The following is a 26,528-nucleotide window of genomic DNA, read 5'->3' on the forward strand; positions in this document are numbered from 1 at the left end:
ACGACGTCGTGCGGGTCAAACGACGCTCATGGAGCTTGAAGTCGGTCCTTGACGCTGACTCGTTGCCTCCCTATGAGGCGAACGATTTCATGCAGAAGCCGTTCGCGGAGGTGCTGGAAGAGAGCCGGGCTCCGTCCGTCGCGGTGCGCGACCTCGTCGCTCTCGCGAAGCCGCGCATCACGCTCATGGTCGTCATCACGGCGGCGGGGGGGCTGTTCCTCGCGAGCCGCGCGGGGCGGCTCGACGCGGCGGACATGTCGTCGGCGACCGTGTTCTGGACGCTCGTCGGGCTCGCGCTCATCGTGTCCGGCGCGAACGCGCTCAACATGTACATCGAGCGCAACATCGACGGGCGGATGGACCGCACGAAGAACCGGCCGCTGCCGAGCGGGCGACTCCAGCCGCGCGTCGCGCTGTGGTTCGGCGTCGTCACGTCCGCGGTCGCGGTCCCCGTCCTCGCCGTCGGCGCCAACGCGCTCACCGCGCTCCTCGCCGTCATCGCGAACCTCCTCTACGTGCTCGCGTACACGCCGCTGAAGCAGCACTCGCACTACGCGCTCCACGTCGGCGCGATCCCGGGCGCGATCCCGCCGCTCCTCGGGTGGACCGCCGGCACCGGCCGCATCGACGCGGCGGGCATCATCCTCTTCGCGGTCCTCTTCCTCTGGCAGATCCCGCACTTCATCGCGATCACGCTGTTCCGCAAGGCGGACTACGCGCGCGCGGGGCTCGTCGTGATGCCGAACGTGACGGGGGAGCTCGCCGCGCGGCACACGATCGTGCGCTGGATCTTCGCGCTCGTCGCGGCGAGCCTCCTCATCGTCCCGCTCGGACTCGCCGGCCGCGGCTACCTCTTCGCCGCGACCGTGCTCGGCGCCGTCTTCTTCATCTGGGGCTGCTACGGCCTCCGCGCCGGCAGCGGCACGAAGTGGGCGAAGTCCCTGTTCGGGATCTCGATCCTCTACCTCATGCTGCTGTTCGCGGCGCTCGGCGTCGATCCCTGACCGGCGTCAGCTCGTCATCGTGATGTTGCGGAAGTGGAAGGCGAGGAGCTTTCCACCGATGCTCTTGATCTCGAGCTGGCACTTGCCGTTCGCGAAGACGAGGTCGTAGTTGCCGGACGTGGTCGTGACGCCGTTGTTCGTCGACGTCTGCATCCCCTTCATCGACTTCGACTTGAGCGGGCCGAGCTTCTTGATCGCGGTGTGACCTTCGTCGAACTCCGCCTGCGACACCTCCTGGATCAGGCCGGGGTGCGCGTCGGCCTTGAAGTGCTCGTAGTCGGAGGTGTCGATCGCCGTCAGGAGGTGATCGACGTCGGCGTCGAGCGATGCCTTGGACTTGCAGCCCCCGAGCGTGGCGATCGCCATCCACGCCGCAAAGAGCCAAACGATGAACGCTGTTTTTCGCATCACGCGAGGATAGCGGTACTGCGGTGCAGTGGTCGCGCTACTTGCACTTGCCGCTGCCCGTGACCTCCTTCGAGCAGCACGCGTGCTGGTCGCGCACGAATGGAGGAAACAGGATGGGAGCCTCGACGTCCTTCTTGAGGCACGGACGGCACTGCGGGAAACCGTTCGCCGTGGAGCAGAAGGCGTCGGCGCAGCAGTCCTTTCGCTCGAACGGGTTGCAGGGCATCGCGCTGTTCGGCGCCACGCACTCGGCGTGACACCTGCGGTCCTCGTTGCATTTCTTCGTCCCCGGCTCGTCCTCGCAGTCCTCGTTGTCCTCGCACGGGCCGCCGCTCGGACCCGGCTGGAAGCCGCTGTCGAAGGCGTCGGGGCTCGCGTCGAACGTGCCGCTCGTCGACGTGCTCGTGCCGCCGCCATCGCCGTCGCCGCTCGAGGTGGAGCCTCCGCCTCCGCTTCCGCTGGAGCTCGTGGAGCTCGCGGAGGACGTCGTCGTTCCGGGCGCCGGGTCGCCGCTCGAGCTGCCGCCGCCGTCGTGCGCGTTGGCGGCGCTCTCGACGTTGGTGTCGGGCTGATCGAGCCCGACGATCGTCGCGCACGCGGCGAGCAACGTGCAAGCGAGCATGAGGCTGGGACGAACGCTCATGAGCCTTGGCTCGAGCATAGCGCCTTTGCGCTACGGATCGCTCGTACATGCCTTGAGCACGGACGAGACGCGCTTCGAGCAGCAGTGGTTCTCGAAGAGAGGGATGATGCCGTCGGGGACGCAGCGCTGGCACTTGGCGGAGTTGTCGCAGAAGTAGCCCACGCAGCAGTCCTTCAGGTTCCGGTTGCAGGTCTCCGTCTTGCACTCCGTCGCGCAGCGGAGCTGCTCGGTGCAGTTCCCGCTGATGCACTCGGCGCGCTGTTTACACGAGGCATCGAGCTCTTTGACGGCGAGCGGTCCGCCGTCCTCCGCGTCGGAGCCGGCGTCGGCGATCGGCGGGGCGTCGGCGTCCGCTTCGAGCGGGGGCGCGCCGTCGGGCGGCGTGTCGGCGCCGGGGCGGTCGGCGGCGTCCAGACCCGCGATCGCCGCACACGCGCCCACGGTCGTCGCGGACACGAGCGCGAGACCCCAGCGCATCGAGCCAGGATAGAGGGTCAGGCAGCGGCGAGGAAGCTCTGGTCGAGCGCGTGGGGGACTCCGGCCGACGCGTGGAACGTGGCGGCGCTTCGAGGATAGGCGCTCAGGCCGCGGCGATGAAGTCGGCGTCGAGCGCGTCGAGGAGCGCGAGCGCGGCGGCGGCCTCGGGCATGCCCGCGCGGGCGCGGAGATCGGCGTCGGGCTCGATCGCGAGCTCGGCGCGGAGGTCGGCGAGGGCGCGGCGGCGCGCGTCGTCGACGAGGAGGCGCTCGTCGGTCGTGAGCTGCGGCTCGAGCCACGCGGCGACGTCCCACGCGAGGCCGGCGTGCTTCGTCTCGTCCTCGGCGATGGTCTGCATCATCCGCCGGATCGCGCGATCGTTCGCGGTCTTCGCTTGCCGGTGCGCGACGAGCGCGCCGTAGGTCTCGCGGACGCAGCCTTCGGTCGCGTTCTCGAGCGCGATCTCGAGCGTGGTGCGCTTCGTCGCGGGCGCGACCTCCGCCTTCGCGGGCGCGCCGCCGAAGCGACGCGCCATCTTCGCCGTCATGCGCGCGTGACGGACCTCGTCGTCGCGGCTCGCGCGCGAGGCGGCGACGAGCTCCTCCGGCGCGCCGAGGGCGACGAGCTCCTCGGTGAGCCGCTCGAACGAGAACACGCTCGCGGCCTCGAGGTGCGCGGCGGCGGCGAAGAAGCGGCCGACCGGATCGGCGCACTCCGTCGCCGCGTGCGCGACGAGGCCCTCGGGCCGGCGCCCGATCGCGCACCCGCCTTGGCCCTCCTCGATGACGGTGGATTGCTCGATCGTGATCTTGCCGTCCGTCGTCACCGCGAGGATCTCCTCCTTGCGCGAGGTGCCTTCGCCGCAGGCGATGCCGTTCTGCACGAGCACCTGCCAGCCCGTCGCCGTCTTCTTCACGTTGGGCTTGCCGCAGACGACGTGGTTGGCGCCCTCGGCGACGGCGAGGAGCGCGGCGGCGGCGGGGCTGTCGACCGTCGCGATCGCGGAGGTGAGGCCGGCGAGCGAGGTGATCGCGGTGACGTCGTTGCCCTTCGTCGTCACGCCGTAGCGGTGCCGCGGGACGTCGTTGCCCCACGACTTCACGCGCCAGCCGTCGGAGCGGAGCGAGGTGAGCGTCGCCTTGCACGCGCTCGCGTCGTCCGCGCTCGCGCACGCGGTGCCGGTCGATCCGAGCGACCGCGGCTCTTGCGACGGATCGGCGTGGTCGTACTCCTCGCGCAGCTCGAAGAAGTCGACGCCCGCGATCGTCACGTTGGCGCCGGGCTTGTGCTCGCCGTCGACGCAGACGTCCGTGTCGAGCACCACCGTCCCGCTCGATCCGCTCGAGCCGCTGCTCGATCCGCTGCTCCCGCCCGACGAGCTCCCGCCTCCCGACGACGAGCTCGCGCCGCCGGACGACGAGCTCGTTCCACCCGACGACGTCGCCGCGGGCGAGGGGAACGCCTCTTCGGTGCTCCCACCACAGGCCGCCGCAGCGACCGATGCAAGAGCGGGAAGAAGGACACGAAGACGAAGGGTATGGCGCATGCGCCGCCTTCACGCACGACCCGTGCCGAGTTTAATTTCAGGCACTTATGCTTGATTGTGCCAGGCATCCAGGACTGAGTGGCACATGCGCCGTGCCATCAGGGCGAGCGGGGTGCAGGGGCGGAGCCCCTGCGTTGAAAATACCCCTCTGCTTCGTCGTGGTGGGTCGGGCAGTCGCGCGCGAGGACGGTGATGGTGGCGCCCTCGCGCGAGGGCGTCCGCACGGTCACGGTCTTCGCCGTCGTCGAGACCTCCTCGTGCTTGGGAGTGTCCTTCGTCTTCGCGCGGATCGCGACGAGCATGCCGAGGTGAAACTCGAAGCGCGCCTCGGTGATGTTCGAGGCGGGATCGCGCGCGGTCCACTCGAGCACCGTGTCGTCGCCCGCGCCGAGCGCGGTCTGCCACGCCCCCGGCTCCGCCCCGCCCGGCTGGAACCGCTCGCGCACGTCGCGCGGCGCCATCCCCAACCGCACGTGGGGGATCGCATCCGGCGCCTCACGCGAGCACCCCGCCGCTCCCGCCGCCGCCGCCGCCGCCCCCGCCGCGACGAGCGCGATCGTTGCGATTCGCACCTTCCACACGCGCACCTTCGTAGGTCCGCTCCCGCACCGCCGCCACTCTTTCCCGCCCAGCCACGACCGCGCGCCAACGGCGACGTCGAAGGGGTCCCGCGCGACGCATCTCGCGACGGTCGGTGCGCCGAAATTTTTGCGCGGCTTTATGTGAAGACGGGGGCTTGTAGCGGCTCGTCCCATTCCTCTATAAAGCGCCCCGCCGTACCCAGGTTTTACGGGCTTACGCCTCCTGTTGCCCCCATCGCGAGACCCGCGCATGCAGATCTTTCCCCGATCGCTCAACAAGCTCCCGCTGATCCTCGGAGGGGTCGGCGCGGTCTTGCCGGCGTTCCTCGTCGGAGCCGTCTGGTATTACGCCACCCCGAAGAACTTCCAGGTGGGCTACGAACCGACGCAGCCGGTTCCCTATTCGCACCGCCTCCACGTCGGGCAGATGGGCATGGACTGCCGCTACTGCCACGCGAACGTCGAGGTCGCGGCGAAGGCGATGGTGCCGCCCACGCAGACGTGCATGGGGTGCCACGCGATGGTGAAGACCGACAGCGCGCGCCTCGCGCCGGTGCGCGCGAGCTTCGAGTCGGGCAAGCCGATCGAGTGGGTCCAGATCCACCGCCTGCCGGACCACGCCTACTTCGATCACAGCGCCCACCTCGCCGCCGGCGTCGGGTGCGTCACGTGCCACGGCCGCGTGGACCGCATGGAGATCGTCCGCTCCGAGCAGCCGCTCAGCATGGGCTGGTGCCTCGATTGCCATCGCGATCCGACGCCGAACCTCCGTCCGAAGGACCAGGTCACGAACATGGAATGGAAGCCGGAGAATGCGCCCGCGGGCTGGAAGGCCCCCGTAGTCAATCCGCCGCAGCACTGCTCGGGGTGCCACCGATGAGCCGCCGCGAACCCGTCGTTACGAAGGCGCCCGAAGACGGCGCGAAGGTCTTCTGGAAGAGCCTCGAAGACAAAGCGAACCCCGAGCGCGTCGCGCAGCGCGCCGCGGTGGAGGTCGGCGCGCAGGCGAGCGACCTCATCAAGCTCGGTAAGAAGAAGAAGCCGACCGACGACGCGATCGGCGACGCGACGATCTCGCGGCGCGGTCTCTTCACCTTCGCCGCCGCGTCGACCGCGCTCGCCGCGTGCGCGCGCCGCCCGGTCGAGAAGATCATGCCGTACTCGAAGGCGCCCGAGCACGTGCTCCCCGGCGTCTCGTCGTACTACGCGTCCGTCCTCCCGGCGCGCGGCGACGCGATCGGCGTCCTCGTCGAGAGCCACGAAGGCCGCCCGACGAAGATCGACGGCAACCCCGCCCATCCGTCGAGCTTCGGCGGGACGGACGTGTGGACGCAGGCCTCGATCTACGACCTCTACGATCCCGATCGCGGCACGACCCCGATGAAGGGCACGCGCCAGCCGAGCGGCGGCTTCGGCGCGCACGCGCCGGCCTCGTGGAACGACTTCGACGCCGCGTTCGCCGAGATCCTCCGCACCGCGGGATCCGACGGCGGCTCGCGCCTCCGCATCCTCTACGAGCCGACGACGTCGCCGACGCTGCTCCGCCTCCTCGCCGAGGTGAAGACGAAGCACCCGAAGGCGGGCCTCCACGTCTGGTCCGCCGCGCACGACGGCAACGTCCGCGAAGGCGCGCGCCTCGCGTTCGGCCAGGTCGTCAACGTCGTCCCGGCGTACGACCAGGCGAAGGTCATCCTCGCGCTCGACTCCGACTTCCTCGGCACCGAGACTGGCTCGACGCGCGCGTCGCGCGGCTACGCGCAGGGCCGCAAGCTGAAGAACGGCCCCGCCGACTCGATGAACCGCCTCTACGTCGTGGAGCCCGCCTTCACGACGACGGGCATGAACGCCGACCATCGCCTCCGCCTCCCGGCGCAGGACGTGGAGCGCTACCTCGTCACGCTCGCGAAGGAGCTGATGCTCGCGCACAAGCTCGAGCTCGGCGGGATCGGCGGCGCGCTGAAGAGCGAGCCGGCCGGCATCCCGCCGAAGTGGCTGAGCGCCGTCGCGGCCGATCTCGCGGGCGCGCGCGCCGGCGGCATCATCGTCGTCGGGTCGCGCCAGCCCGCCCGCGTGCACGCCCTCGCGCACGCGCTCAACGCGGCGCTCGGCAACGCCGGCCACACCGTGAATTACTACCAGCCGGCGGACGACAAGGAGCCGGAGCCGACCGCGAGCATCAAGCAGCTCGCGGCCGACATCGAGAAGAACGCGGTCGGCACGCTGATCATCCTCGGCGGCAACCCGGTCTACGACGCGCCGGCGGACCTCAAGATCCTCGACCGCATCAAGTCGGTCGGCTCGTCGGTCCACGTCTCCACCCACGTCAACGAGACGAGCGAGGTGTGCACGTGGTTCGTCCCGCGCGCGCACGAGCTCGAGACGTGGGGCGACGCCCGCGCGCTCGACGGCACGATCGCGGTGCAGCAGCCGCTCATCGCGCCGCTCTACGGCGGCCGCAGCGACGTCGAGATCGTCGCGCGCGTCGCCGGTCAGGTCGGCGCGAAGGGGCACGACCTCGTCCAGCAGACGTTCAAGGCCTCGGCGCCGGCGGGCATGAACCCGACGACGGCGTGGAACACCGCGCTGAAGACGGGCGTGGCGGGGCCCTCCGGTCGCGCGCTCGGCCCGCTCGACGCGCGGCAGGCGGAGGTCTCCGCCGCGTTCCTCGCGGCGACGAAGGCGCCGGGCGCGCTCTCGCCGCAGGCGCTCGAGGTCACGTTCGCGGCGTGCCCCAAGCTCCTCGACGGGCGCTACGCGAACAACCCGCTCCTCCTCGAGCTCCCCGATCCCGTCACGAAGGTGTGCTGGGACAACGTCGCCTTCGTCTCGATGAAGACGGCAGAGGACCTCGGCGTCCAGACCGGCACGATGGTGCGTTTCCAGAAGGACGGCGGCAACGCGATCGACATCGCGATGTTCGTCACGCCGGGGCAGGCCGACAACTCGATCGCCGTCCACCTCGGGTGGGGTCGCCAGCGGGCGGGGCGCTACGGCGCGAAGCACGGCTTCGACGTCATGCCGCTCCGCACCTCGGACGCGCTCGGTTGGACCACCGGCGTGAAGGCGAAGGTGCTCGACTCCGGCGAGATCGACGCGACGCGCGACCGCTACCGCAAGGTCGGCATGGCGGCGGGCGAGAGCCCGATGCCGGCGCGCATCCGCCCCGACGATCCGTTCGAGGTCGACACCAAGAAGTACAAGGTCACGCAGACGCAAGAGCACGACACGATGGAGGGCCGCCCGGTCGCCATCGACGCGACGCTCGAGCAGTACCGGAAGAACCCGCAGTTCCCGCAGTTCCCGGACGAGGAGCGGAAGGACAAGAACGAGCAGGGCGCCGTCATCCCGGTCCGCCGCGCGGGCTCGCCCGATCCGCACACGCCGCCGCTCTGGGGCGAGTGGAAGGAAGAGTCGTTCTTCAAGAACCAGCACCGCTGGGGCATGGTCGTCGACCTGACGAGCTGCACCGGCTGCAACGCGTGCGTCATCGCCTGCCAGATCGAGAACAACGTGCCCGCGGTCGGCAAGGAGCAGGTCTGGCGCGGCCGCGAGATGTACTGGCTCCGCGTCGATCGCTACTTCGTCGGCCTCGACGCGAACGATCCGCAGATCGTCTTCCAGCCCGTCTCGTGCGTGCAGTGCGAAGAGGCCCCCTGCGAGAACGTCTGCCCCGTCAACGCGACGGAGCACTCGCCGGAGGGCCTCAACGACATGGCCTACAACCGCTGCATCGGCACGCGCTACTGCGCGAACAACTGCCCGTACAAGGTCCGGCGCTTCAACTTCCTGAACTACCACACGAGCGGTGGCTGGTACGAGGACGTGCCCGAGACCGAGAAGATGCACTACAACCCGAACGTCACCGTCCGCATGCGCGGCGTCATGGAGAAGTGCACGTACTGCGTGCAGCGCATCCAGGAGGCCAAGATCAAGAGCAAGCGGACCGGCAAGCCGATCAAGGACGGCGACGTCGTGACCGCGTGCCAGTCGGTGTGCGCCGCGGACTGCGTCGCGTTCGGCGACCTCGACGACCCGACGAGCAAGGTCGCGAAGTGGCGCGCGAAGGACCGCAACTACCGGCTCCTCTCCGAGCTCGGGACGCGACCGCGCACGACCTACCTCGGCAAGATCCGTAACCCGAACCCTGCGATGGAGAAGGCCTGATGTCCTCCGCCAATCTCCCGATCAAGGAGCTCGGCGAGTCGCCGCTCACGGCTGAAGGCGTCACCTTCAAGTCGATCAGCGAGACCGTCTGCCGCGTGACCGAGAACAAGGCGCCGCGCGGATGGTGGATCGGCTTCCTCCTCGCCGCCTCCTTCACCGGCGTCATGGGCGCCGCGATCGGCTACCTCTTCTGGACCGGCATCGGGGTCTGGGGCAACAACGCCCCCGTCTACTGGGCCTGGGACATCACGAACTTCGTCTGGTGGATCGGGATCGGTCACGCCGGGACGCTGATCTCCGCCGTCCTCTTCCTCTTCCGCCAGAAGTGGCGCACGGCGATCAACCGCTTCTCCGAGGCGATGACGATCTTCGCCGTCATCTGCGCCCTCATCTTCCCCGGGATCCACGTCGGACGCGCCTGGTTCGCGTACTACATGTTCCCGCTCCCGAACGAGATGAGCCTCTGGCCGAACTTCAAGTCGCCCCTCATCTGGGACGTCTTCGCGGTCAGCACCTACTTCACGGTGTCGCTCCTCTTCTGGTTCGTCGGCCTCGTCCCCGACTTCGCGACGCTGCGCGACCGCGCGACGAACAAGTACCGCCGCATCGTCTACGGCGCGCTCGCCCTCGGCTGGCGCGGCGCGAACCGCCACTGGCAGAACTACGAGCGCGCGTACCTCATCCTCGCCGCGCTCTCGACGCCGCTCGTCCTCTCCGTGCACAGCGTCGTCTCCTTCGACTTCGCGACGTCGCTCATGCCGGGCTGGCACACGACGATCTTCCCGCCGTACTTCGTCGCCGGCGCCGTCTTCTCCGGCTTCGGCATGGTCATGACGCTCATGCTCCTGACCCGCGCGGTCTACGGCATGCGGTCGCTCGTGCTCATGAAGCACCTCGAGCTGATGAACAAGATCATGCTCACGACCGGATCCCTCGTCGGATACGCGTACGGCATGGAGTTCTTCATCGCCTGGTACAGCGGCAACGAATACGAGCTGTTCTGCTTCAAGAACCGCGCGTTCGGCCCCTACGCCTGGGCGTACTGGACGATGATCTCCTGCAACGTCCTCTCGCCGCAGGTGTTCTGGTTCAAGCGCCTCCGCACGAGCATCCCGGTGATGTTCGTCGCGTCGATCCTCATCAACATCGGCATGTGGTTCGAGCGCTTCGTCATCATCGTGACGTCGCTCCACCGCGACTTCATCCCCTCGAGCTGGGGCTACTTCCGCCCGACGCTGGTCGACATCTTCACCTACGCCGGCACGCTCGGTCTCTTCTTCACCGCATTCCTCCTCTTCATCCGCTGGATCCCGATGATCGCGATCGCGGAGGTCAAGGGCGTCATGCCCGAGGCCGATCCGCATCACGAAGAGCACGGCGATCACGAGCACGCGGCTCACGAGCCCGCCACCGCCGAGGCCGAGTGATGGCTGACGTCAAAGACACGCAGGAGATGCCGGCGCTGTTCCTCGCGGAGTTCAAGTCCGCGGGCAGCGTCCTCCACGCCGCCGAGAAGCTGCGCGACGCGGGCTACACCCAGTTCGACACCCACTCGCCGTTCCCGATCCACGGGATGGACAAGGCGATGGGGCTGCCGGACAGTAAGCTCGGTCTCATCGTCTTCCCGATCGGCCTCACGGGCACGACGCTCGCGTGGCTGATGATGTGGTGGATGAACGGCGTCGACTACCCGCTCGTCATCGGCGGCAAGCCTGGATACAGCCTGCCGTCGATGGTCCCGATCATGTTCGAGCTGACGATCCTCCTGTCGGCGTTCGCGACCGTGTTCGGCATGTTCCACCTGAACCGCCTCCCGCGGCACCACCACCCGATCTTCAACTCGGAGCGCTTCAAGGGCTTCTCCGACGACAAGTTCTTCGTCTCGGTGGAGGCCTCCGATCCCAAGTTCGATCTCGAGCGCACGAAGGCGCTCCTCGAGGGCGCGCACGCCGAGCACATCGAGCTCGTCTACGACGACGAAGAGGGCGGCGCGGACTTCGAGCCCTCCGAAGAGGGAGCGCACTGACCATGAAAATGCTCCTCATCACGGCGGTCTCGCTGTCGTGCCTCGCGGCGTGCCGCGGGCAGACCTCGCGCGACGAGCCGATCACCGGCATCCGCAACATGTACGACCAGCCGCGGTACAACGTGCAGGAGGAGTCGACGTTCTTCGACGACCACCGCACGATGCGCCCGCTGCCGGACGGCGTCGTCGCGCACGACCAGGAAGTGAACCCCGAGATCGCGAACGGCCGTCTCGAAGACGAGACCGGCTACGTCCTCACGATCCCGCAGGCGGTCGTGCAGCGCAGCGGCGGCATGCAGACGATGGTGGAGCGCGGCAAGGAGCGCTACGGCATCTACTGCACGCCCTGCCACGACAACACCGGCTCCGGCGAGGGCCTCGTGAAGCGCCGCGCGGTCGCGGGAGGCGCCGCCGCGTTCGTGCCGCCGACCTTCCACCAGGACCGCCTCCGCCACGCGCCGGACGGCCAGATCTACGCGACGATCACGAACGGCAAGAGCAACATGCCGCCGTACGCGATGCAGATCGCGGTCGACGACCGCTGGGCGATCGTCGCCTACGTCCGCGCGCTCCAGGTCGCGGGTCCGAAGATGGCGGCCCCGGCCGCCGCTCCGACCACGATCCCCGGCGCGACGGCCCAGCCTCCGCCCGGCGGCTCGGTCGAAGTGCCGCCGGCTCCCGCCGGCTCCGACACCGCGCCCGCCGCCGCGCCCGACGCGGGCGGCGCGGCTCATCAAGATGCGGCTGCAACGCCAGGCGCTCCGCCGAAGCCGACGGGCGCCACGAACACCACGCGACCGGCGACCTCGATCCCGGTCGTCCCCGCCCCGCCTCCGGCTGGAAGCGGTCAGGAGAACAACCCGTGAGCGCCGCCAAAGCGAAAGACGATCAGCAGAACTGGACGCTGAAGGGCTCCTCCTGGGAGGGCGCCTGGAAGGTGTTCGCCGGCATCGGCGTGCTCGGCCTCGCCGGCGCGGGCGCCGGGTACACGATGGACCAGCGCCGCTTCGCGTTCTCGTGGCTCTTCGCCTTCATCACCGTGCTGACGATCACGCTGGGCGCGCTCTTCTTCGTGCTCGTCCAGCGCCTCACGTCGGCGGGGTGGAGCGTCACCGTCCGCCGCACGGCGGAGTACTTCAGCCTCGGCGTCATCCCGCTCGCGGTCCTCTTCGTCCCGGTGCTCCTCACGACGAACCACCTCTTCCCGTGGTTCGGCGGCGAGCACCACGGCGCCGAGAACGCGGCGCCCGCGCACCACGGCAGCATCGAGCTCGTGAAACCTGCGCACGCGCAGGAGCACGCCGCGCCGCCGCCGGTCGCGGAGGGCCACGCCGCGAAGCCCGCCGACGCGCACGACGCGCACGGCGCGCACGGGCCGGCGGGCGATCCGCACGAGGTCATCGAGAAGGAGATCCTGAAGTCGAAGGAGCCCTACCTCAACCCGCAGTTCTTCTACATCCGCGTCTTCGTCTACTTCGCGGTCTGGATCTTCCTCGCGACGCGCCTCTTCAAGCTGTCGCAGGACCAGGACAAGTCGAAGGACCCGAAGCTCACGCTGAAGGCGCAGGCGCTCGCGCCGGCGGGCACGTTCCTCTACGGCATCACGCTGACGTTCGCCGCCTTCGACTGGATCATGTCGCTCGAGCCGACCTGGTTCTCGACCATCTTCGGCGTCATCATCTTCGCGTGCGGCGTGGTCTCGAGCTACGCCGTGCTCATCCTCGTGACCCTCGCGCTCCGCAGCGCGGGCCCGCTCAAGGGCGCGGTCACGATCGAGCACTACCACGACCTCGGGAAGCTCCAGTTCGGCTTCCTCGTCTTCTGGGCCTACGTCCAGTTCTCGCAGTTCATGCTGATCTGGTACGCGGCGCTCCCGGAGGAGACGACCTTCTTCCACAACCGCTGGGACTACGAGCCCTGGAAGAACGTGTCGCTCGCCATCCTCGGCGTGCACTTCGTCATCCCGTTCTTCTGGACGATCTCGAGGAACTTCAAGCGCAACACCGATCGCCTCCGCATCGGCTCCGCGATCATCCTCGTGATGCACGTGGTCGACATGTACTGGTACGTGATGCCGAACTACCTCCTCGGTAAGGACGGCTTCTCGTTCCACTGGCTCGACGCAGCTTGTCTCCTCGCCGTCGCCGGCGTCTGGGGCGCCTTCGTCTTCAACCGCATGACGCAGCACTCGATGGTCCCCGTCGGCGACCCGCGCCTCCAGCGCGCCCTCGAGTTCCAGAACGCCTGAGAGAGAGCCATGGCGATCGACAACACACCGCCGAGACTCAAGCTGATCGTGACGATCGCGGCCATCACCGTGATCACGCTCATCGGCATCAGCTTCGCGACGCAGAGCTACTACGCGTACATGTCCGACGAGGCGCGGCACGAGAAGATCGCGCCGACGAAGGACAAGGACGAGCAGCTCAAGGCCGAGGAGGCCGCCTTCAAGAGCGGCCTCCCGATCGACCAGGCGATGGCGCAGATCGCGAAGGGCGCCCGCCCCGAGTCGATCACGCCGGCGCCGTCGGAGGACCTCGGCCCGATGACGGGCTGGAGCAAGATGCCGAAGCCGGCGCCGGTCCCGCATCCGCACGCGGAGCCGGCCGTCGCCGACGGCGGCGTTGACCTCGCGGCCGACGGCGGCGGCGTGGACCTCGCGACCGCCGACGGCGGCGTGGACCTCGCGACCGACGGCGGCGCGCTCGTCGCTGCGCCGGAAGACGCGGGCGCCCCGTCCGACGCCGGCGCGCACGGCCGCGACGGCGGCGCGCGTCGCCACCGTCCTCTCGACGGCGGGAACCACTGAGATGAAGAAGCTCGCGTGGCTCGCGTGCGTGATCGTGACGCTCTTCGGCGTCATGCCCGCGCACGCGCAGATCGCGCACACGCCGAAGGAGCTCCAGCACGTCGGCGTGACGGAGCACCTGGACGAGCCGCTCCCGCTCGACACCGCCTTCCGCGATCACACCGGCAAGCCCGTCACGCTCCGCTCCGTCTTCGACGGCAAGCGTCCGGTCGTGCTCCAGTTCGCGTACCACACGTGCCCCGTCGTCTGCGGGATGATCACGACGAACCTCGCCGCGGGCCTGAAGGGCGTGCCCTGGACGGTGGGCGACCAGTACCAGGTCGTCACGATCTCGATCGACCCCAACGAGTCGCTCGAGCGCACCGCCGCGAAGCGGACGTCGATCCTGAACGACTACGGCCGCGGCGTCACGGAGGGCTGGCACTTCCTCGTCGGCGACAAGGCCGCGATCGAAGCGGTCACGAACGCGGCCGGCTTCGAGTACCAGTACGACGCGGCGCAGAAGCAGTGGGGGCACCCCTCCGTCGTCTTCGTCGTGAAGCCGAACGGACAGCTCGCGCGCTACCTCTACGGCCTCGAGTTCCCGTCGAACGACCTGAGGCTCGGGCTCTTCGAGGCCTCCGAGGGTCGCAGCATCTCCACCGTCGAGCAGCTGATCCTCTACTGCTACCACTACGACCCGCAGGGCGGGAAATACGTCCTCGTCGCGCGCCGCGTGATGCAGGTCGGAGCCAGCGCCGTCGCGCTCGTCCTCGGGATCGTCCTCGCGACGTTCTGGGTCCGCGAGCTCCGGAAGAACAAGAAGTCGGAAACGACCAAATTAGCTGAGGCCGTCTAGGAGGCACTCGTGTTTCTTCAACCCGTCCCGAGCGACAACTTTCAGCTCCCGCCGTCGATGGCCGACACCGCGCCGCCGATCGACAAGGCGTACGACTTCATCTTCTGGTTCTCGGTCGTGTTCTTCGTCGCGGTCAACGCGGCGATGATCTACTTCGTCATGAAGTACAAGCGCCGGAAGGGCGTGCGGCCGGAGCCGACCGGCCACTTCATGAAGCTCGAGCTGTTCTGGACGATCACGCCGACGATCTTCATCTTCTTCCTCTTCCACGCCGGCTTCACCGGCTACATCCGCAACGCCACCGCGGCGGAGGGCGCGACCGAGATCCGGGTCCGCGCGAAGAAGTGGTCCTGGGAGTTCGAGTACCCGAGCGGCGACCGCGCCCCGGCCGAGCTCACGCTGGAGCTGAACCGTCCGTACAAGATGATCATCTCGTCGGAGGACGTCCTTCACTCCTTCTACATCCCCGAGTTCCGCATGAAGCGCGACGCGGTGCCGGGGCAGTACTCCTTCATCCAGTTCACCCCCACCGTCGCCGGCGACGCGCACGTCTTCTGCGCCGAGTACTGCGGCACCTCCCACTCCGGCATGCTCGCGACGGTGAAGATCCTCCCGCCCGAGCAGTACAAGGAGTGGGAGAAGACGCTCGGCAAGTGCACCGGCACGCCCGAGGAGTGCAAGCCCGAGAAGTGGGGCGAGACGCTCTTCGTGAAGAACGGCTGCCCGACCTGCCACGGCGCGGGCGGCACCGGCGACATCGCGGGCTCGAAGTCGCCCGGTCCGAAGCTGGTCGGTCTCTTCGGTCATCAGGAGAACACCACCGCCGGCCCCGTCACCGCCGACGAGAACTACATCCGCGAGTCGATCCTCCGCCCCAACGCGAAGATCGTCGCCGGATACCAGACCGTGCAGATGCCGCCGTTCGTCTTCAAGGACGATCAGCTCGACGCCATCATCGCCTACATCAAGAGCCTGAAGTAACCACCATGGCAGCGATCACCACGACTCCCGGCGCTCACCACGACGCTGAAGATCCGAACGCCTCCTTCCTCGAGAAGAAGGGGCTGATGAGCTGGCTCGTGACGCTCGATCACAAGCGGATCGGCATCATGTACCTCATCAGCGTCATGATCGCCTTCGCCCTCGGCGGCATCTTCGCGCTCCTCGTGCGCGCGGAGCTGCTCACGCAGGGCAAGACGCTGATGGACGCGGACACTTACAACAAGATGTTCTCGCTCCACGGCGTGGTGATGGTGTTCCTCTTCATCATCCCGAGCATCCCGGCGGCGATGGGGAACATCATCCTGCCGATCCAGCTCGGCGCGAAGGACGTCGCCTTCCCGAGGCTGAACCTCCTCTCGCTCTACATCTACTGGTTCGGCGCCTGCTTCGGCCTCTACTCGATGATCAACGGCGGCGTCGACACGGGCTGGACGTTCTACACGCCCTACTCGTCGTCGGACCCCGCCCTCGGCGGCGTCGGCTCGAGCACGTCGGTCATCCCGATGACGCTCGCCGCGTTCATCATGGGGTTCAGCTCGATCCTCACCGGCGTCAACTTCATCGCCACGGTCCACAAGATGCGCGCGCCCGGCCTCACCTGGCGGCGCCTGACGCTCTTCACGTGGGCGCTCTACTCGACGTCGATCATCCAGGTCCTCGCGACGCCGGTCCTCGCGATCACGCTCCTCCTCCTCACGATGGAGCGCTTCCTCGGCCTCGGCATCTTCGACCCGCGCCTCGGCGGCGACCCGGTGCTCTTCCAGCACTTCTTCTGGTTCTACTCGCACCCCGCCGTCTACATCATGATCGTCCCGGGCATGGGCGTCGTCAGCGACATCATCGCGACGTTCTCCCGCCGCGAGCCGGTCGGGTACATGGCGATCGCGGCCTCGTCGCTCGGCCTCGCGCTCCTCGGCTTCCTCGTGTGGGGCCACCACCTCTTCGTCGCCGGCATGTCCGAGTACGCGACGATGGTGTTCTCGGCGCTGACCTTCCTCGTCGCGATCCCCTCCGGCGTGAAGGTCTTCAACTGGGTCGCGACCCTCTACAAGGGGAGCATCTCGCTCCAGAGCCCGATGCTCTGGGCGCTCTCCTTCATCTTCCTCTTCACGATCGGCGGCCTGACCGGCCTCTTCCTCGGCATGCTCGCGGTCGACGTGCACCTCCACGACACGTACTTCGTCGTGGCGCACTTCCACTACGTCATGGTCGGCGGCACGGTCATGGGCTTCGTCGGCGGCCTCCACTACTGGTGGCCGAAGTTCACCGGCAAGATGTACGACGAGGCGCCCGCGAAGGCGGGGTGGTTCTTCGTCTTCGTCGGCTTCAACATCACCTTCATCGCCCAGTTCATCATGGGCTCGCGCGGCATGCCGCGGCGCTACTATGACTACCTCCCCGAGTACGAGATCTTCCACCAGATCTCGACCGTGGGCTCGTGGGTCCTCGGCTTCGGCTTCGTCATCATCCTCTACGTCCTCGTGAAGAGCCTGATGAGCGGCAAGCCCGCGCCGCGCAACCCGTGGGGCTCGGCCGCGCTCGAGTTCCAGACCCCGACGCCGCCGCCGACCTTCAACTTCGTGAAGGACCCCGTCCTCACGCGCGGCCAGTACGACTACCAGCTCGCGACCGAAGACGAGCTCTACGAGGGCTTCGACGATCCCCTCTTCCCCGGCATTCGCGGCGGCAAGCCCGCGGCGAAGCCGGCGGCGGCGGCGGAAGGAGAGAAGGAATGAGCAGCGAAGCGACCGCCGGCGCACACGCGGGCGATCACGGCGACGGCCACGGCGACGGCCACGGGCATCACGGCCCGAAGTGGCTCGCTCACCACTTCGACACGCCGGCGCAGCAGTTCGACGCGGCGAAGCTCGGGATGTGGGTGTTCCTCGCGCAGGAGCTCCTCTTCTTCAGCGGTCTCTTCGTCGCCTACGGCGTCTACCGGTCCTGGTACCCGGAGATGTTCAAGGCGGCGAGCCACCAGCTCGACAAGATCATGGGCGGCACGAACACGATCGTGCTCCTGTTCTCGTCGTTCACCGCCGCGATGGCGGTGCGCTCCTCGCAGCTCGGCAAGCAGAAGGAGACGGGGCGCTACCTCCTCGTCACGATCCTGTGCGCCTTCGGCTTCTTGGTGATCAAGTACTTCGAGTACCAACACAAGTTCGAGGCGGGCCTCCTCCCGAGCCGCTACTTCCACCCGCACATGGACCACCTCGTCGCGGGGTCGGCGCCGCTGCCCGCGAACACGGGCACGTTCTTCGGGATCTACTTCATGATGACGGGCGTGCACGGCGTGCACGTCATCGTCGGCATCGGCGTCCTGATCTGGATCTACCTCCGCAACCAGCGTGGCGACTTCTCGAAGGAGTTCTTCACGCCGGTCGACATCGCGGCGCTCTACTGGCACCTCGTCGACCTCGTGTGGATCTACCTCTTCCCGCTCCTCTACCTCGTCTAGGACACCTTCCGATGGCACACGAAGCGACCCACGCACCCAAGGAAGACGGCGCCGTCCACGCGCACATCTCCTCGGCCGGCTTCTACATGATGATCTTCGCGGCCCTGATCGGGCTGACGATCCTCACCGTGGGCCAGTCGTACGTCGACCTCGGCCGCGCGAACTTGATCGTGGTCATCCTGATCGCGACGACGAAGGCGAGCCTCGTCGTCTCGTTCTTCATGCACCTGCGCTACGACAACAAGTTCAACGCGCTCATCTTCATCTCCTGCATCTTCTTCATCGGCATCTTCTTCGCCTACACGATGAACGACACCGAGAGACGCGGCGAGCTCGACGCGGATCAGAACGTGAAGATCCTGCAGAAGACGGGCGAAGAGGCCCCCGGCGGCTTCGTCCCGAACACGCCCGCGAGCGGCCACGCCGACGAGCACGGGGCGGCCCCGGCTCCGAGCGGCGCCGCCCCCGCCGGCGGCGACCACCACTGACCTGACTCACGAACGGGACGAGCTCGAATCACGGGACGAGCTCGCGCGCCGGCTGGAGGTAGCGGCGCGCGGCGCGCGCGAGCGACTCCACCTCCGCGAGGAGCTGGAGTCGCGACGGCATGTCGGGCGGACCCTCGCGGCGCCACCCCGCGACCTCGCGTTTCAGCTCGAGGGCGTGGAGGTGGAGCCGCTTCGTGTCCGGCTGGAGCGGGATGCGGCGCAGGTCGTGCGCGAGCACGTAGAGGCACTCCTCCGCGTGCGTGGTCCACGTGTCGTCGGAGGAGGTGGCGAGCGGGGCCGCCGGCATCGAGCGCTTCGCGTTCATGCCGCCTCGTGGAGCTCGGGCAGCGGCTCGAACGAGCGGCGCCGCGCGTCGTACGCGAGCACCTCGCCGGTGCCGATGCGGTAGAACCATCCGTGCAGACGCAGCTCGCCGCGCGCCTCGGCGGCCGCGACGGAGGGGTGGGCGCGGAGGTTCGCGAGCTGCGCGACGACGTTGGCTCTCGCGGCCGCCTCGACGTCCGGTGCGTCGATCGCGGGGCGCGCGTGCGCGAGCCAGGCGCGCAGCGCGGGCACGTCGGCGGCGGCGCGGGGATCGAGCAGCGCTCGCATCGCGCCGCAGTCGGAGTGGCCGCAGACGATCACGTCGCGGACGCCGAGGCCGAGCACCGCAAACTCCACCGTCGCCGCTTCGCTCGAGGGTGGGCCGTGCGGCGGGACGATGTTCCCCGCGTTCCGGAGCGTGAACAGGTCGCCGGGGCGGCTCTGCGTGATGAGGTTCGGATCGACGCGTGAGTCTGCGCACGTGATGAACAGCGTCTCCGGCTTCTGCCCGCGCGCGAGCCGTTCGAAGAGCGCTGCGTTCGTGCGGAAGACGTCGCGCCGGAAGGCCTGGTTGCCTTGGACGAGCTTCTGCATGATTCACCTCGCGAAGGTGACGGATGGATCCCGGAGCGAGACGTGTCAAGGGGCCGGCTTGACGAAAGCGGCGCGCGACTTAGGTCCGGCCGCATGCTGACCGCCGCAGCCGGGATGGTGAACGCGCTCGCGTTCCTCGCGACGGAGCGCTTCGTCAGCCACGTCACCGGCACGGCCACCCAGCTCGGAATGAGCGTCGCGAGCTTCTGGCTCGGCTTGGACGTCGCGTTCGTGATCGGCTCCTTCGTCCTCGGCGCGATGTCGGCGTCGTACGTCATCGACGTGCGCGGGCACGCGGGCAAACGTCCGCTCTACGCGCTGCCGCTGTTCGTGACGGCGGCCCTCGTCGGCGGCGCCGGCGTCGCGGGGACGCGCGGGGCGTTCGGACCGTTCGGCGGAGGCGCGGACTCGCCGGCGGACTTCGCGTTCCTGATCGTCCTCGCGTTCGCGATGGGCCTCCAGAACGGCGCGGTCGCGACGAGCACGGGGATGGTCGTCCGCACGACGCACCTCACCGGACCGGCGACGGACCTCGGTCTGAGCCTCGCGGAGCTCCTCTTCGGTCCGACCGAGCGTCACGCGCACGCGCGGCGCCACGCGCTCCTGCGCGCCGCGAAGCTCGTGGCGTTCGTGAGCGGAGCGGCGCTCGCGGTGCCGTGCGCGCGGGCATGGTCGTACGCCGCGCTCCTCGTGCCCGCCGCCGCGATCGCGCTCGCGAACGCGCTCAGCTTCGTGGACCTGCGCGCGCTCGGCCGCGCGCCCCACCTCCGCTTCTCCACCCGCCGAGCGTGACGAGCCGCGCCGGCGTGGCGAGCCGCGCCGAGCGTGGCGAGCCGTGCCGTGCGTGGCGAGCCGCGGTCAAGGCGCGGTGTCGCGTGGGTCGGCGTACTTTGCCGGGAGGCAGAAGGTGCCGCGGACGCGGACGACCGGGGTGCCGAAGGCGGGGGTGCGGGTCGTGTCGTCGACCTTGCTGACGTCCGCTTCGAAGTGGCCGCGCACGAACGCGTCGTCGACGCTCGAGACGACGAGGACGGAGCGGCCGTCTCTCGCGAGCGTGTAGCCGCGGTCCTCTCCCTTCACGCGGAGGGTGAAGATCGTGAGGTGCGTCGCGCCGACGTCGGACGTCATGAAGCCGCCGGTCGCGTGGACGTCGAGCGGGCCGTCGTGGACGGTGAGCCACGGCATGCGCTCGCCGCCGCGCCGGTACTTGCGGCTCGCGGCGGCGTTCGTCGACACCGCCGGCGCGAACGCGTCCTCGCCGTCGAGCGTGACGCGCACACCGGGCGTGCTGCAGTCATGCTCGAGCGAGATCGGCGGCGGCGCGACGACCTGCACGACCGGCGCAGGCGCGTTGCGTCCCCACGCGTAACCCGTCGCGCCGACGACGAGCACCCCGAGGACCACGCTCCCGATCTCCACCGTCCGCAGCCAAGCCATGCCTCGAGAACGCCGCCTCGATGCGGACCATTCGTAATGTGAGCGATCGCTCATGTTCGGACGCCGACAGGCATCAATGACCCGAAACTACGACGAAATCGCGCCGTGGTCGCGCTCGAGATTGCGAGTAGAAAAAGCGAGCATTCGCTCACATATTGAGGGACATGAAGATCAAGCCGCTCCGCGCCGCCAAGGCCATCTACAGCCTCGCCCAGCTCGTTCGCGATCCCAACAAGCTCGGGCAGGTCTTCGAGATGGCGGACGCGCTCGCGGAGCCGGCGCGGCTCGCCGAGATGGTGGAGCGCCTCGCGAAGGATCCGGCGAAGGCGGCGGCGATGGACGAGCGGCATCGCTTCCGGATCGATCTCCCCGCGCTGCGGCGCCTGCCGGAGGGCACGCTCGGCCGCGTGTTCGCGGAGCACATGATCGCAGAGGACCTCGACCCCGCCGCGCTCCCCGATCTCGAGGTGACCGATCGCGGCTCCTTCTTCCGCGCGCACCTCTACGACACGCACGACATCTGGCACGCCGTGACCGGCTTCCGCACCGACGTCTTCGGCGAGATCGGGCTCCAGGCGTTCTACCTCGCCCAGATCGGCGGCCCGCTCCCCTCGCTCCTCCTCGCGGTCGGGTTCCTCCGCGTCGCGCTCTACGAGGTGGAGATGGGCCCGAAGCTGATGGAGTCCGTCGCGCGTGGATGGCGCATGGGCACGGAGGCGCAGTCGTTCTTCGGCGTCCACTGGGACGAGCTGTGGCACCTCCCGATGGCCGAGGTCCGGCGCCGCCTCGCGATCGAGAACGCCGACGTCGAGGCGCAAGGTGTGACGGCCCTCGCGGCGTGAGGCAAGTCGCCACGCAAGATGCGGCCAAGTCGGGCTAAGTCTGCGACGTAACGGCGGCATGGAAGCTGCTCGAGGTCGCAGCCTCCCCATGGCACAGACCCCGAGCCACGTCGTTGGAATCGGAGCTTCCGCCGGAGGGCTCGAGGCGCTCGAGCGGTTCTTCGATCACGTCGAGAGCGAGACGCGGATGGCGTTCGTCGTCGTCCAGCACCTCTCGCCCGACTTCAAGAGCGTGATGGACGAGCTGTTGCGCCGTCACACCGACCTGCCGGTGCACCTCGTCGAGGAGGCGATGCCGGTCGAGGCCGGCCACGTCTATCTCATTCCGCCCAAGAAGGAGATGATCATCTCCGGCGGGAAGCTTCACCTGAGCGAGCGCGATCGGTTGCAAGAGCTGACGCTCCCGATCGACGTGTTCTTCCGTTCGCTCGCGCAGGACTGCGGACCGCGCGCGATCGCGATCGTCCTCTCCGGCGGCGGCAGCGACGGCTCGCGCGGCATCCGCGCCGTGCACGACGCCGGCGGCCTCGTCGTCGTGCAGGACACCGAGAGCGCGCAGTTCAACGGCATGCCGAAGACCGCGCGTGACGCCGGCGTCGCGCACTGGATCCTGCGGCCCGACGAGATGCCGCAGGTCATCGCCGAGCACGCCCGCTCGGGCGGCACCTCGCAGTCCCCGGCGGAGCCGACCGGCTTCGACGGCGTGTACCAGATGCTCCAGCACGAGTTCGGCATCGACTTCACGCACTACAAACCGAGCACCGTCACGCGCCGGATCGAGCGCCGCCTCAAGCTCGCGCGCGCCGCCGATCTCGACGCGTACATCGACCGGCTCCGCGCCGAGCGCGGCGAGCTCGACGTCCTCTACCGCGACCTCCTCATCGGCGTGACGCGCTTCTTCCGCAACGAAGAGGCGTTCACGATGCTGGAGCAGAAGATCCTGCCCGAGCTCGCGAAGTCGAAGAAGAAGGGCGACCCGCTCCGCGTCTGGGTCGCCGGCTGCGCGACGGGCGAAGAGGCGTACAGCGTCGCGATCCTGCTCCACGAGCTCGCGAGCCGGAGCGACGGCCTCCAGGTGAAGCTCTTCGCCACCGACGTGCATCGCGGCTCGCTCGAGATCGCCGCGCGCGGCATCTACAACGAGGAGGCGATCGCGAACGTCTCGCCCGAGCGCCTCGAGCGCTACTTCTGGCGCCACGGCAAGGCCTACCAGATCGTGCCCGATCTGCGGCAGCTCATCGTGTTCGCGCCGCACGACGTGATCCGCGACGCGCCGTTCACGCGCGTCGACCTCGTCACCTGCCGCAACCTCCTCATCTATCTCCAGCCGCCCGCGCAGCAGAAGGTGCTCTCCCTCTTCCACTTCGCGCTCAACCGCGGCGGCGTGCTCTTCCTCGGTCCGAGCGAGACGCTCGGCACCTCCTCCGCCGACTTCGAGACGCTCGATCGTCACTGGCACTTCTACCGGAAGTTCAGCGACGTTCGCATACCGGTGGAGACGCGCGTCCGCCCCGCGCGGCCGATCACGCTCGCGCAGACGAGCCCGCCCACCGGCCGCCTGGTCCCCGCCGCGTTGCTCGCCACCTACGACACGCTGCTCGAGGAGCTGATGCCGCCGAGCCTCCTCGTGAGCGAGCGCGGCGAGCTCGTCCACGTGTTCGGCGGCGCGAGCAAGTTCCTCGTCCTCCGCGACGGACGGCCGGGCCTCGACGTGCGCGACGTCCTCGACGACGAGCTGAAGGTCATCGTCGGCGGCGGCATCCAGCGCGCGCTGCGGTCGGACGACGCGCTCGTCTTCCGTAACGTCCGCGAGCACAAGATCACCGTGCGCAAGGTGCGCTCCGCCGCGGGCGCGGCGCACGTGCTCGTCTCCTTCGAGCCGGAGCCCGAGGACGTCCGCACCGTGACGCCGCGCGCGGAGACCGAGATCGACGTGAAGCAGATCTCGAGCGACCAGATCGGTCAGCTCGAGAACGAGCTCAGCGTCACGAAGGAGAACCTGCAGGCCGCGATCGAGGAGCTCGAGACGAGCAACGAGGAGCTCCAGGCCGCGAACGAGGAGCTCCTCGCGTCGAACGAGGAGCTCCAGAGCACGAACGAGGAGCTCCAGAGCGTCAACGAGGAGCTCTACACCGTCAACGCCGAGTACCAGCGCAAGATCACCGAGCTGACCGAGCTCACGAACGACATGGACAACCTCCTGTCGAGCACGGACATCGGCACGATCTTCCTCGATCGCAAGCTCCGCATCCGCCGCTTCACCCCGCGCGTCGCGGACGCGTTCAACCTCCTCCCGCAGGACGTCGGCCGCTCGATCACGACCTTCGCGAGCAACATCGAGCACCCCGACCTCGCGACCGACCTCGCCCGCGTCGTCGAGACCGGGGAGCCGGTCGAGCGCGAGATCCACGACCGCGCGCAGCACGCCTTCCTCCTCCGCATCCTCCCCTACCGCGCGAAGGGCACCGTCGACGGCGCGGTCGTCACCCTCATCGACGTCCGCTCGCTGAAGGCGGCCGAGAACGCGCTCCGCGAGGCGGTGAACCGCCGCGATCAGTTCCTCGCGATGCTCTCGCACGAGCTGCGCAACCCGCTCGGCGCGATCGTCACCGCGACGACGCTCCTCGACGAGAACGAGGACGTGCGCGAGAGCGGCGGGAAGTTCCTCTCGATCCTCAAGCGGCAGTCGGCGCAGATGGCGCGCCTCCTCGACGACCTGCTCGAGGCGAGCCGCGTCACGCAGAACAAGATCGAGCTGAAGCGGCGCGTCCTCGACCTCCGCACCGTCGCGCGCGAGGCGGTCGACGTCGTGCGATCGGTCATGGACGCGCGCGGCATCGCGCTCGTCGCCGAGCTCCCGTCCGAGCCGGTCTGGGTCGACGGCGACGCGACGCGCCTCCAGCAGATCCAGGTCAACCTCCTCAACAACGCGGCGAAGTACACCCCGCGCGGCGGGCACGTGCGGCTCTCGCTCGGCGTCGAGGAGCGACGCGCGATCGTGCGCGTCGTCGACGACGGCGCCGGGATCTCCGCCGACATGCTGCCGAACGTCTTCGACCTCTTCGTCCAGTCGAAGCGCACGCTCGATCGCTCGGAGGGCGGGCTCGGGCTCGGGCTCACGCTCGTGCGCGCGCTCGTGACGATGCACGGCGGCGACGTGACGGCCGCGAGCGAAGGCGAAGGGAAGGGGACCACGATGACGGTGCGCCTGCCGCTCGCGTCGGCCCCGGCGCACTCCGAGTCGCAGGGCGCGCGTGAGCGGGGGCGGCGCCTCGAAGACGGCGCGCTCGTCATCGTCGTCGAAGACAGCCCCGACGCGTGCGAGATGATGTGCGAGCTCTTGGCGCAGGCCGGCCTCGACTGCCGCTCCGCGAACGACGGACCGAGCGGCCTCGACCTCATCGTCGCGAGCCGGCCCGCCGCCGCGATCGTCGACGTCGGTCTGCCGGGGATGGACGGCTTCGAGATCGCGCGGCGCGTGCGCGCGCGGCCGGAGCTCACCGGCATCTTCCTCGTCGCGCTCACCGGGTACGGCCGCGCGGTCGATCGGGAGCGCGCGCTGGAGAGCGGGTTCGACGAGCACATCGTGAAGCCGGTCGATCCCGAGAAGCTCGTCCGGCTCCTCGGGCGGCGCCGCGCTTTCGCCTCAAGGTGATGGGCGGTGGGGCCGAAGGGCGGCGGCGAGGCCCGTCATTCCGCGGATCACGCCCGCGGTATGCGGCTTGCGCCCGGAGCATCGCGAATGCAGTCTCCCGTCATGCAGCACCCGCGCCCGCGTCAGCTCACCGCAGATGCGCGCGCCCCGCGGATCGGTCACGTCGACGTCGTCCTTCCAGAGCACCGCTACTCGCAGCGGGAGCTCGTCCAGGTGCTCGAGCGGCGCTGGGCCGATCAGCCGCGGCTCCACGCCGTCGCGGAGAAGCTCTTCGACTCCGTCGCGGTGGAGGAGCGGCACCTCGCGCTGTCGCTCGAAGAGCACGCGAACCTCTCGGATTTCGGGGAGGCGAACGACGCCTTCATTCGCGTGGGCACCGACCTCGGCGCGAAGGCCGTCCTTCGCGCGGTCGCGCGGAGCGGGCTCGAGCTCGACGAGGTCGACGCGATCTTCTTCACGACCGTCACCGGCGTCGCCGCGCCTTCGATCGACGCGCGGCTCGTGAACCGGCTCGGGCTCCGGCGCGACGTCCGCCGCACGCCGATGTTCGGGCTCGGCTGCCTCGGCGGCGCCGCCGGCGTCGCGCGCGCGAGCGACTACCTCCGCGGGCACCCCGATCACGTCGCGGTCCTCCTCGCGGTGGAGCTGTGCACGCTCACGTTCCAGCGTGACTTCTCGGTCGCGAACATCATCGCCTCGGGCCTCTTCGCCGACGGCGCGGCGGCGGTGGTGCTGACCGGCGCGGAGCACGCGCCGCGCTCGTCGCACGGCCTCCGCTCGCTCCGCGGCCGCGTGCGCCCGCGCGTCGTCGACACGAGGAGCGCGTTCTTCCCCGACACCGAGCGGGTCATGGGCTGGGACGTCGGGGCGACGGGGTTCAAGGTGGTGCTCTCCGCCGACGTCCCCGCGATCGTCCGCGAGCACGTCCCGCGCGAGGTCGATGCCTTCCTCGCGGCGCATGGATTGACCCGCGGCGACGTGAAACATTGGGTCTGTCATCCCGGCGGGCCGAAGGTGATCGCGGCGATCGAGGAGTCGCTCGGCCTCCCGCGCGACGCGCTCGACGTCACGCGGCGCTCGCTCGCGACGGTCGGCAACCTCTCGAGCGCGTCCGTCCTCCACGTCCTCGGCGAGACGCAGGAGCGCGCGATGCCGGGCGACCTCGGCGTGATGATGGCGATGGGCCCCGGCTTCTGCGCGGAGATGCTCCTCTTGGCCTGGTGAGGGCCTGG

Annotated in this window: 25 protein-coding genes; 17 read left to right on the forward strand and 8 right to left on the reverse strand. The window is 69.1% G+C overall.

The features are described 5' to 3' along the window. The first annotated feature begins 89 nt into the window (after positions 1 to 89). Positions 90 to 1,004: a heme o synthase gene (gene cyoE, locus KF837_00910; protein ID MBX3225834.1), complete on the forward strand. Its 915-nt coding sequence runs from the start codon at positions 90 to 92 to the stop codon at positions 1,002 to 1,004. Positions 1,005 to 1,010: 6 nt separating this feature from the next. On the opposite strand, the gene KF837_00915 is transcribed toward cyoE, so the two are convergent. From KF837_00915 to KF837_00935, 5 genes are all read right to left on the reverse strand, one after another. Further along, on the reverse strand, positions 1,011 to 1,412 hold the full coding sequence (locus tag KF837_00915; GenBank protein MBX3225835.1) for a hypothetical protein: 402 nt from the start codon (positions 1,410 to 1,412) through the stop codon (positions 1,011 to 1,013). Positions 1,413 to 1,449: 37 nt separating this feature from the next. Beyond that, complete coding sequence (locus KF837_00920) at positions 1,450 to 2,055, reverse strand: hypothetical protein (protein MBX3225836.1); 606 nt, start codon at positions 2,053 to 2,055, stop codon at positions 1,450 to 1,452. 30 nt (positions 2,056 to 2,085) lie between these two features. Continuing rightward, on the reverse strand, positions 2,086 to 2,532 hold the full coding sequence (locus tag KF837_00925; protein MBX3225837.1) for a hypothetical protein: 447 nt from the start codon (positions 2,530 to 2,532) through the stop codon (positions 2,086 to 2,088). 103 nt (positions 2,533 to 2,635) lie between these two features. After that, the gene (locus tag KF837_00930; GenBank protein ID MBX3225838.1) at positions 2,636 to 4,078 is read right to left on the reverse strand and encodes a ferritin-like domain-containing protein; all 1,443 of its coding nucleotides are present in this window, start codon (positions 4,076 to 4,078) and stop codon (positions 2,636 to 2,638) included. 98 nt (positions 4,079 to 4,176) lie between these two features. Continuing rightward, entirely contained in the window at positions 4,177 to 4,659 is a 483-nt protein-coding gene (locus KF837_00935) for a hypothetical protein (GenBank protein MBX3225839.1), read from the reverse strand. A 250-nt stretch (positions 4,660 to 4,909) separates the two neighbouring features. Here KF837_00935 and KF837_00940 point away from each other — a divergent pair, with 250 nt between their 5' ends. The 12 genes from KF837_00940 to KF837_00995 are packed head-to-tail and all read left to right on the forward strand — an operon-like array spanning position 4,910 to position 18,444. Continuing rightward, positions 4,910 to 5,539 (forward strand): cytochrome c3 family protein, encoded by a 630-nt coding sequence (locus KF837_00940; GenBank protein MBX3225840.1) that lies wholly within the window; start codon positions 4,910 to 4,912, stop codon positions 5,537 to 5,539. Beyond that, on the forward strand, positions 5,536 to 8,823 hold the full coding sequence (locus KF837_00945) for a 4Fe-4S dicluster domain-containing protein (GenBank protein MBX3225841.1): 3,288 nt from the start codon (positions 5,536 to 5,538) through the stop codon (positions 8,821 to 8,823). Before KF837_00940 ends, KF837_00945 begins: the two co-directional genes overlap by 4 nt. Further along, the gene (gene nrfD, locus KF837_00950) at positions 8,823 to 10,250 is read left to right on the forward strand and encodes a polysulfide reductase NrfD (protein ID MBX3225842.1); all 1,428 of its coding nucleotides are present in this window, start codon (positions 8,823 to 8,825) and stop codon (positions 10,248 to 10,250) included. The genes KF837_00945 and nrfD overlap by 1 nt, the downstream gene beginning before the upstream one ends. Next, complete coding sequence (locus tag KF837_00955; protein ID MBX3225843.1) at positions 10,250 to 10,849, forward strand: DUF3341 domain-containing protein; 600 nt, start codon at positions 10,250 to 10,252, stop codon at positions 10,847 to 10,849. The genes nrfD and KF837_00955 overlap by 1 nt, the downstream gene beginning before the upstream one ends. 2 nt (positions 10,850 to 10,851) lie before the next feature. Beyond that, positions 10,852 to 11,715: a cytochrome c gene (locus tag KF837_00960; GenBank protein MBX3225844.1), complete on the forward strand. Its 864-nt coding sequence runs from the start codon at positions 10,852 to 10,854 to the stop codon at positions 11,713 to 11,715. Next, positions 11,712 to 13,097, forward strand: a complete 1,386-nt coding sequence (locus tag KF837_00965) for a hypothetical protein (GenBank protein ID MBX3225845.1) — start codon at positions 11,712 to 11,714, stop codon at positions 13,095 to 13,097. Before KF837_00960 ends, KF837_00965 begins: the two co-directional genes overlap by 4 nt. 9 nt (positions 13,098 to 13,106) lie before the next feature. Beyond that, positions 13,107 to 13,658, forward strand: a complete 552-nt coding sequence (locus KF837_00970; GenBank protein ID MBX3225846.1) for a hypothetical protein — start codon at positions 13,107 to 13,109, stop codon at positions 13,656 to 13,658. Position 13,659: 1 nt separating this feature from the next. Next, complete coding sequence (locus KF837_00975) at positions 13,660 to 14,496, forward strand: SCO family protein (GenBank protein ID MBX3225847.1); 837 nt, start codon at positions 13,660 to 13,662, stop codon at positions 14,494 to 14,496. Positions 14,497 to 14,505: 9 nt separating this feature from the next. Further along, positions 14,506 to 15,477: a cytochrome c oxidase subunit II gene (gene coxB, locus KF837_00980; GenBank protein MBX3225848.1), complete on the forward strand. Its 972-nt coding sequence runs from the start codon at positions 14,506 to 14,508 to the stop codon at positions 15,475 to 15,477. 5 nt (positions 15,478 to 15,482) lie between these two features. Further along, on the forward strand, positions 15,483 to 17,234 hold the full coding sequence (locus tag KF837_00985) for a cbb3-type cytochrome c oxidase subunit I (protein ID MBX3225849.1): 1,752 nt from the start codon (positions 15,483 to 15,485) through the stop codon (positions 17,232 to 17,234). Next, positions 17,231 to 17,956 carry a cytochrome c oxidase subunit 3 family protein gene (locus KF837_00990; GenBank protein MBX3225850.1) on the forward strand — a complete coding sequence of 242 codons (726 nt, stop codon included), beginning with the start codon at positions 17,231 to 17,233 and terminating at the stop codon, positions 17,954 to 17,956. Before KF837_00985 ends, KF837_00990 begins: the two co-directional genes overlap by 4 nt. Positions 17,957 to 17,967: 11 nt before the next feature. After that, complete coding sequence (locus KF837_00995) at positions 17,968 to 18,444, forward strand: cytochrome C oxidase subunit IV family protein (GenBank protein MBX3225851.1); 477 nt, start codon at positions 17,968 to 17,970, stop codon at positions 18,442 to 18,444. A 28-nt stretch (positions 18,445 to 18,472) separates the two neighbouring features. Here KF837_00995 and KF837_01000 read toward each other — a convergent pair whose 3' ends face one another. After that, positions 18,473 to 18,769 (reverse strand): hypothetical protein, encoded by a 297-nt coding sequence (locus tag KF837_01000; protein ID MBX3225852.1) that lies wholly within the window; start codon positions 18,767 to 18,769, stop codon positions 18,473 to 18,475. Beyond that, positions 18,766 to 19,362: a carbonic anhydrase gene (locus KF837_01005; GenBank protein ID MBX3225853.1), complete on the reverse strand. Its 597-nt coding sequence runs from the start codon at positions 19,360 to 19,362 to the stop codon at positions 18,766 to 18,768. Before KF837_01005 ends, KF837_01000 begins: the two co-directional genes overlap by 4 nt. Before the next feature lie 93 nt (positions 19,363 to 19,455). Between KF837_01005 and KF837_01010 the strand changes: the two genes are divergently transcribed. Further along, on the forward strand, positions 19,456 to 20,154 hold the full coding sequence (locus tag KF837_01010) for a DUF1275 domain-containing protein (GenBank protein MBX3225854.1): 699 nt from the start codon (positions 19,456 to 19,458) through the stop codon (positions 20,152 to 20,154). A 66-nt stretch (positions 20,155 to 20,220) separates the two neighbouring features. Here the strand turns inward: KF837_01010 and KF837_01015 are convergent, their stop codons facing one another. After that, positions 20,221 to 20,799, reverse strand: a complete 579-nt coding sequence (locus tag KF837_01015) for a hypothetical protein (GenBank protein ID MBX3225855.1) — start codon at positions 20,797 to 20,799, stop codon at positions 20,221 to 20,223. A 164-nt stretch (positions 20,800 to 20,963) separates the two neighbouring features. On the opposite strand from KF837_01015, the gene KF837_01020 reads away from it, so the two are divergent. The 3 genes from KF837_01020 to KF837_01030 all read left to right on the forward strand — a co-directional run bounded on the left by KF837_01020 (position 20,964) and on the right by KF837_01030 (position 26,520). After that, entirely contained in the window at positions 20,964 to 21,641 is a 678-nt protein-coding gene (locus KF837_01020) for a hypothetical protein (GenBank protein ID MBX3225856.1), read from the forward strand. Positions 21,642 to 21,729: 88 nt separating this feature from the next. Next, positions 21,730 to 25,296 (forward strand): PAS domain-containing protein, encoded by a 3,567-nt coding sequence (locus KF837_01025; protein ID MBX3225857.1) that lies wholly within the window; start codon positions 21,730 to 21,732, stop codon positions 25,294 to 25,296. A gap of 102 nt (positions 25,297 to 25,398) precedes the next feature. After that, on the forward strand, positions 25,399 to 26,520 hold the full coding sequence (locus KF837_01030) for a type III polyketide synthase (protein MBX3225858.1): 1,122 nt from the start codon (positions 25,399 to 25,401) through the stop codon (positions 26,518 to 26,520). Positions 26,521 to 26,528: the final 8 nt, after the last annotated feature.

Origin of the sequence: Labilithrix sp. (assembly GCA_019637155.1) — a bacterium.
Classification (GTDB): Bacteria; Myxococcota_A; Polyangia; order Polyangiales; family Polyangiaceae; genus Labilithrix.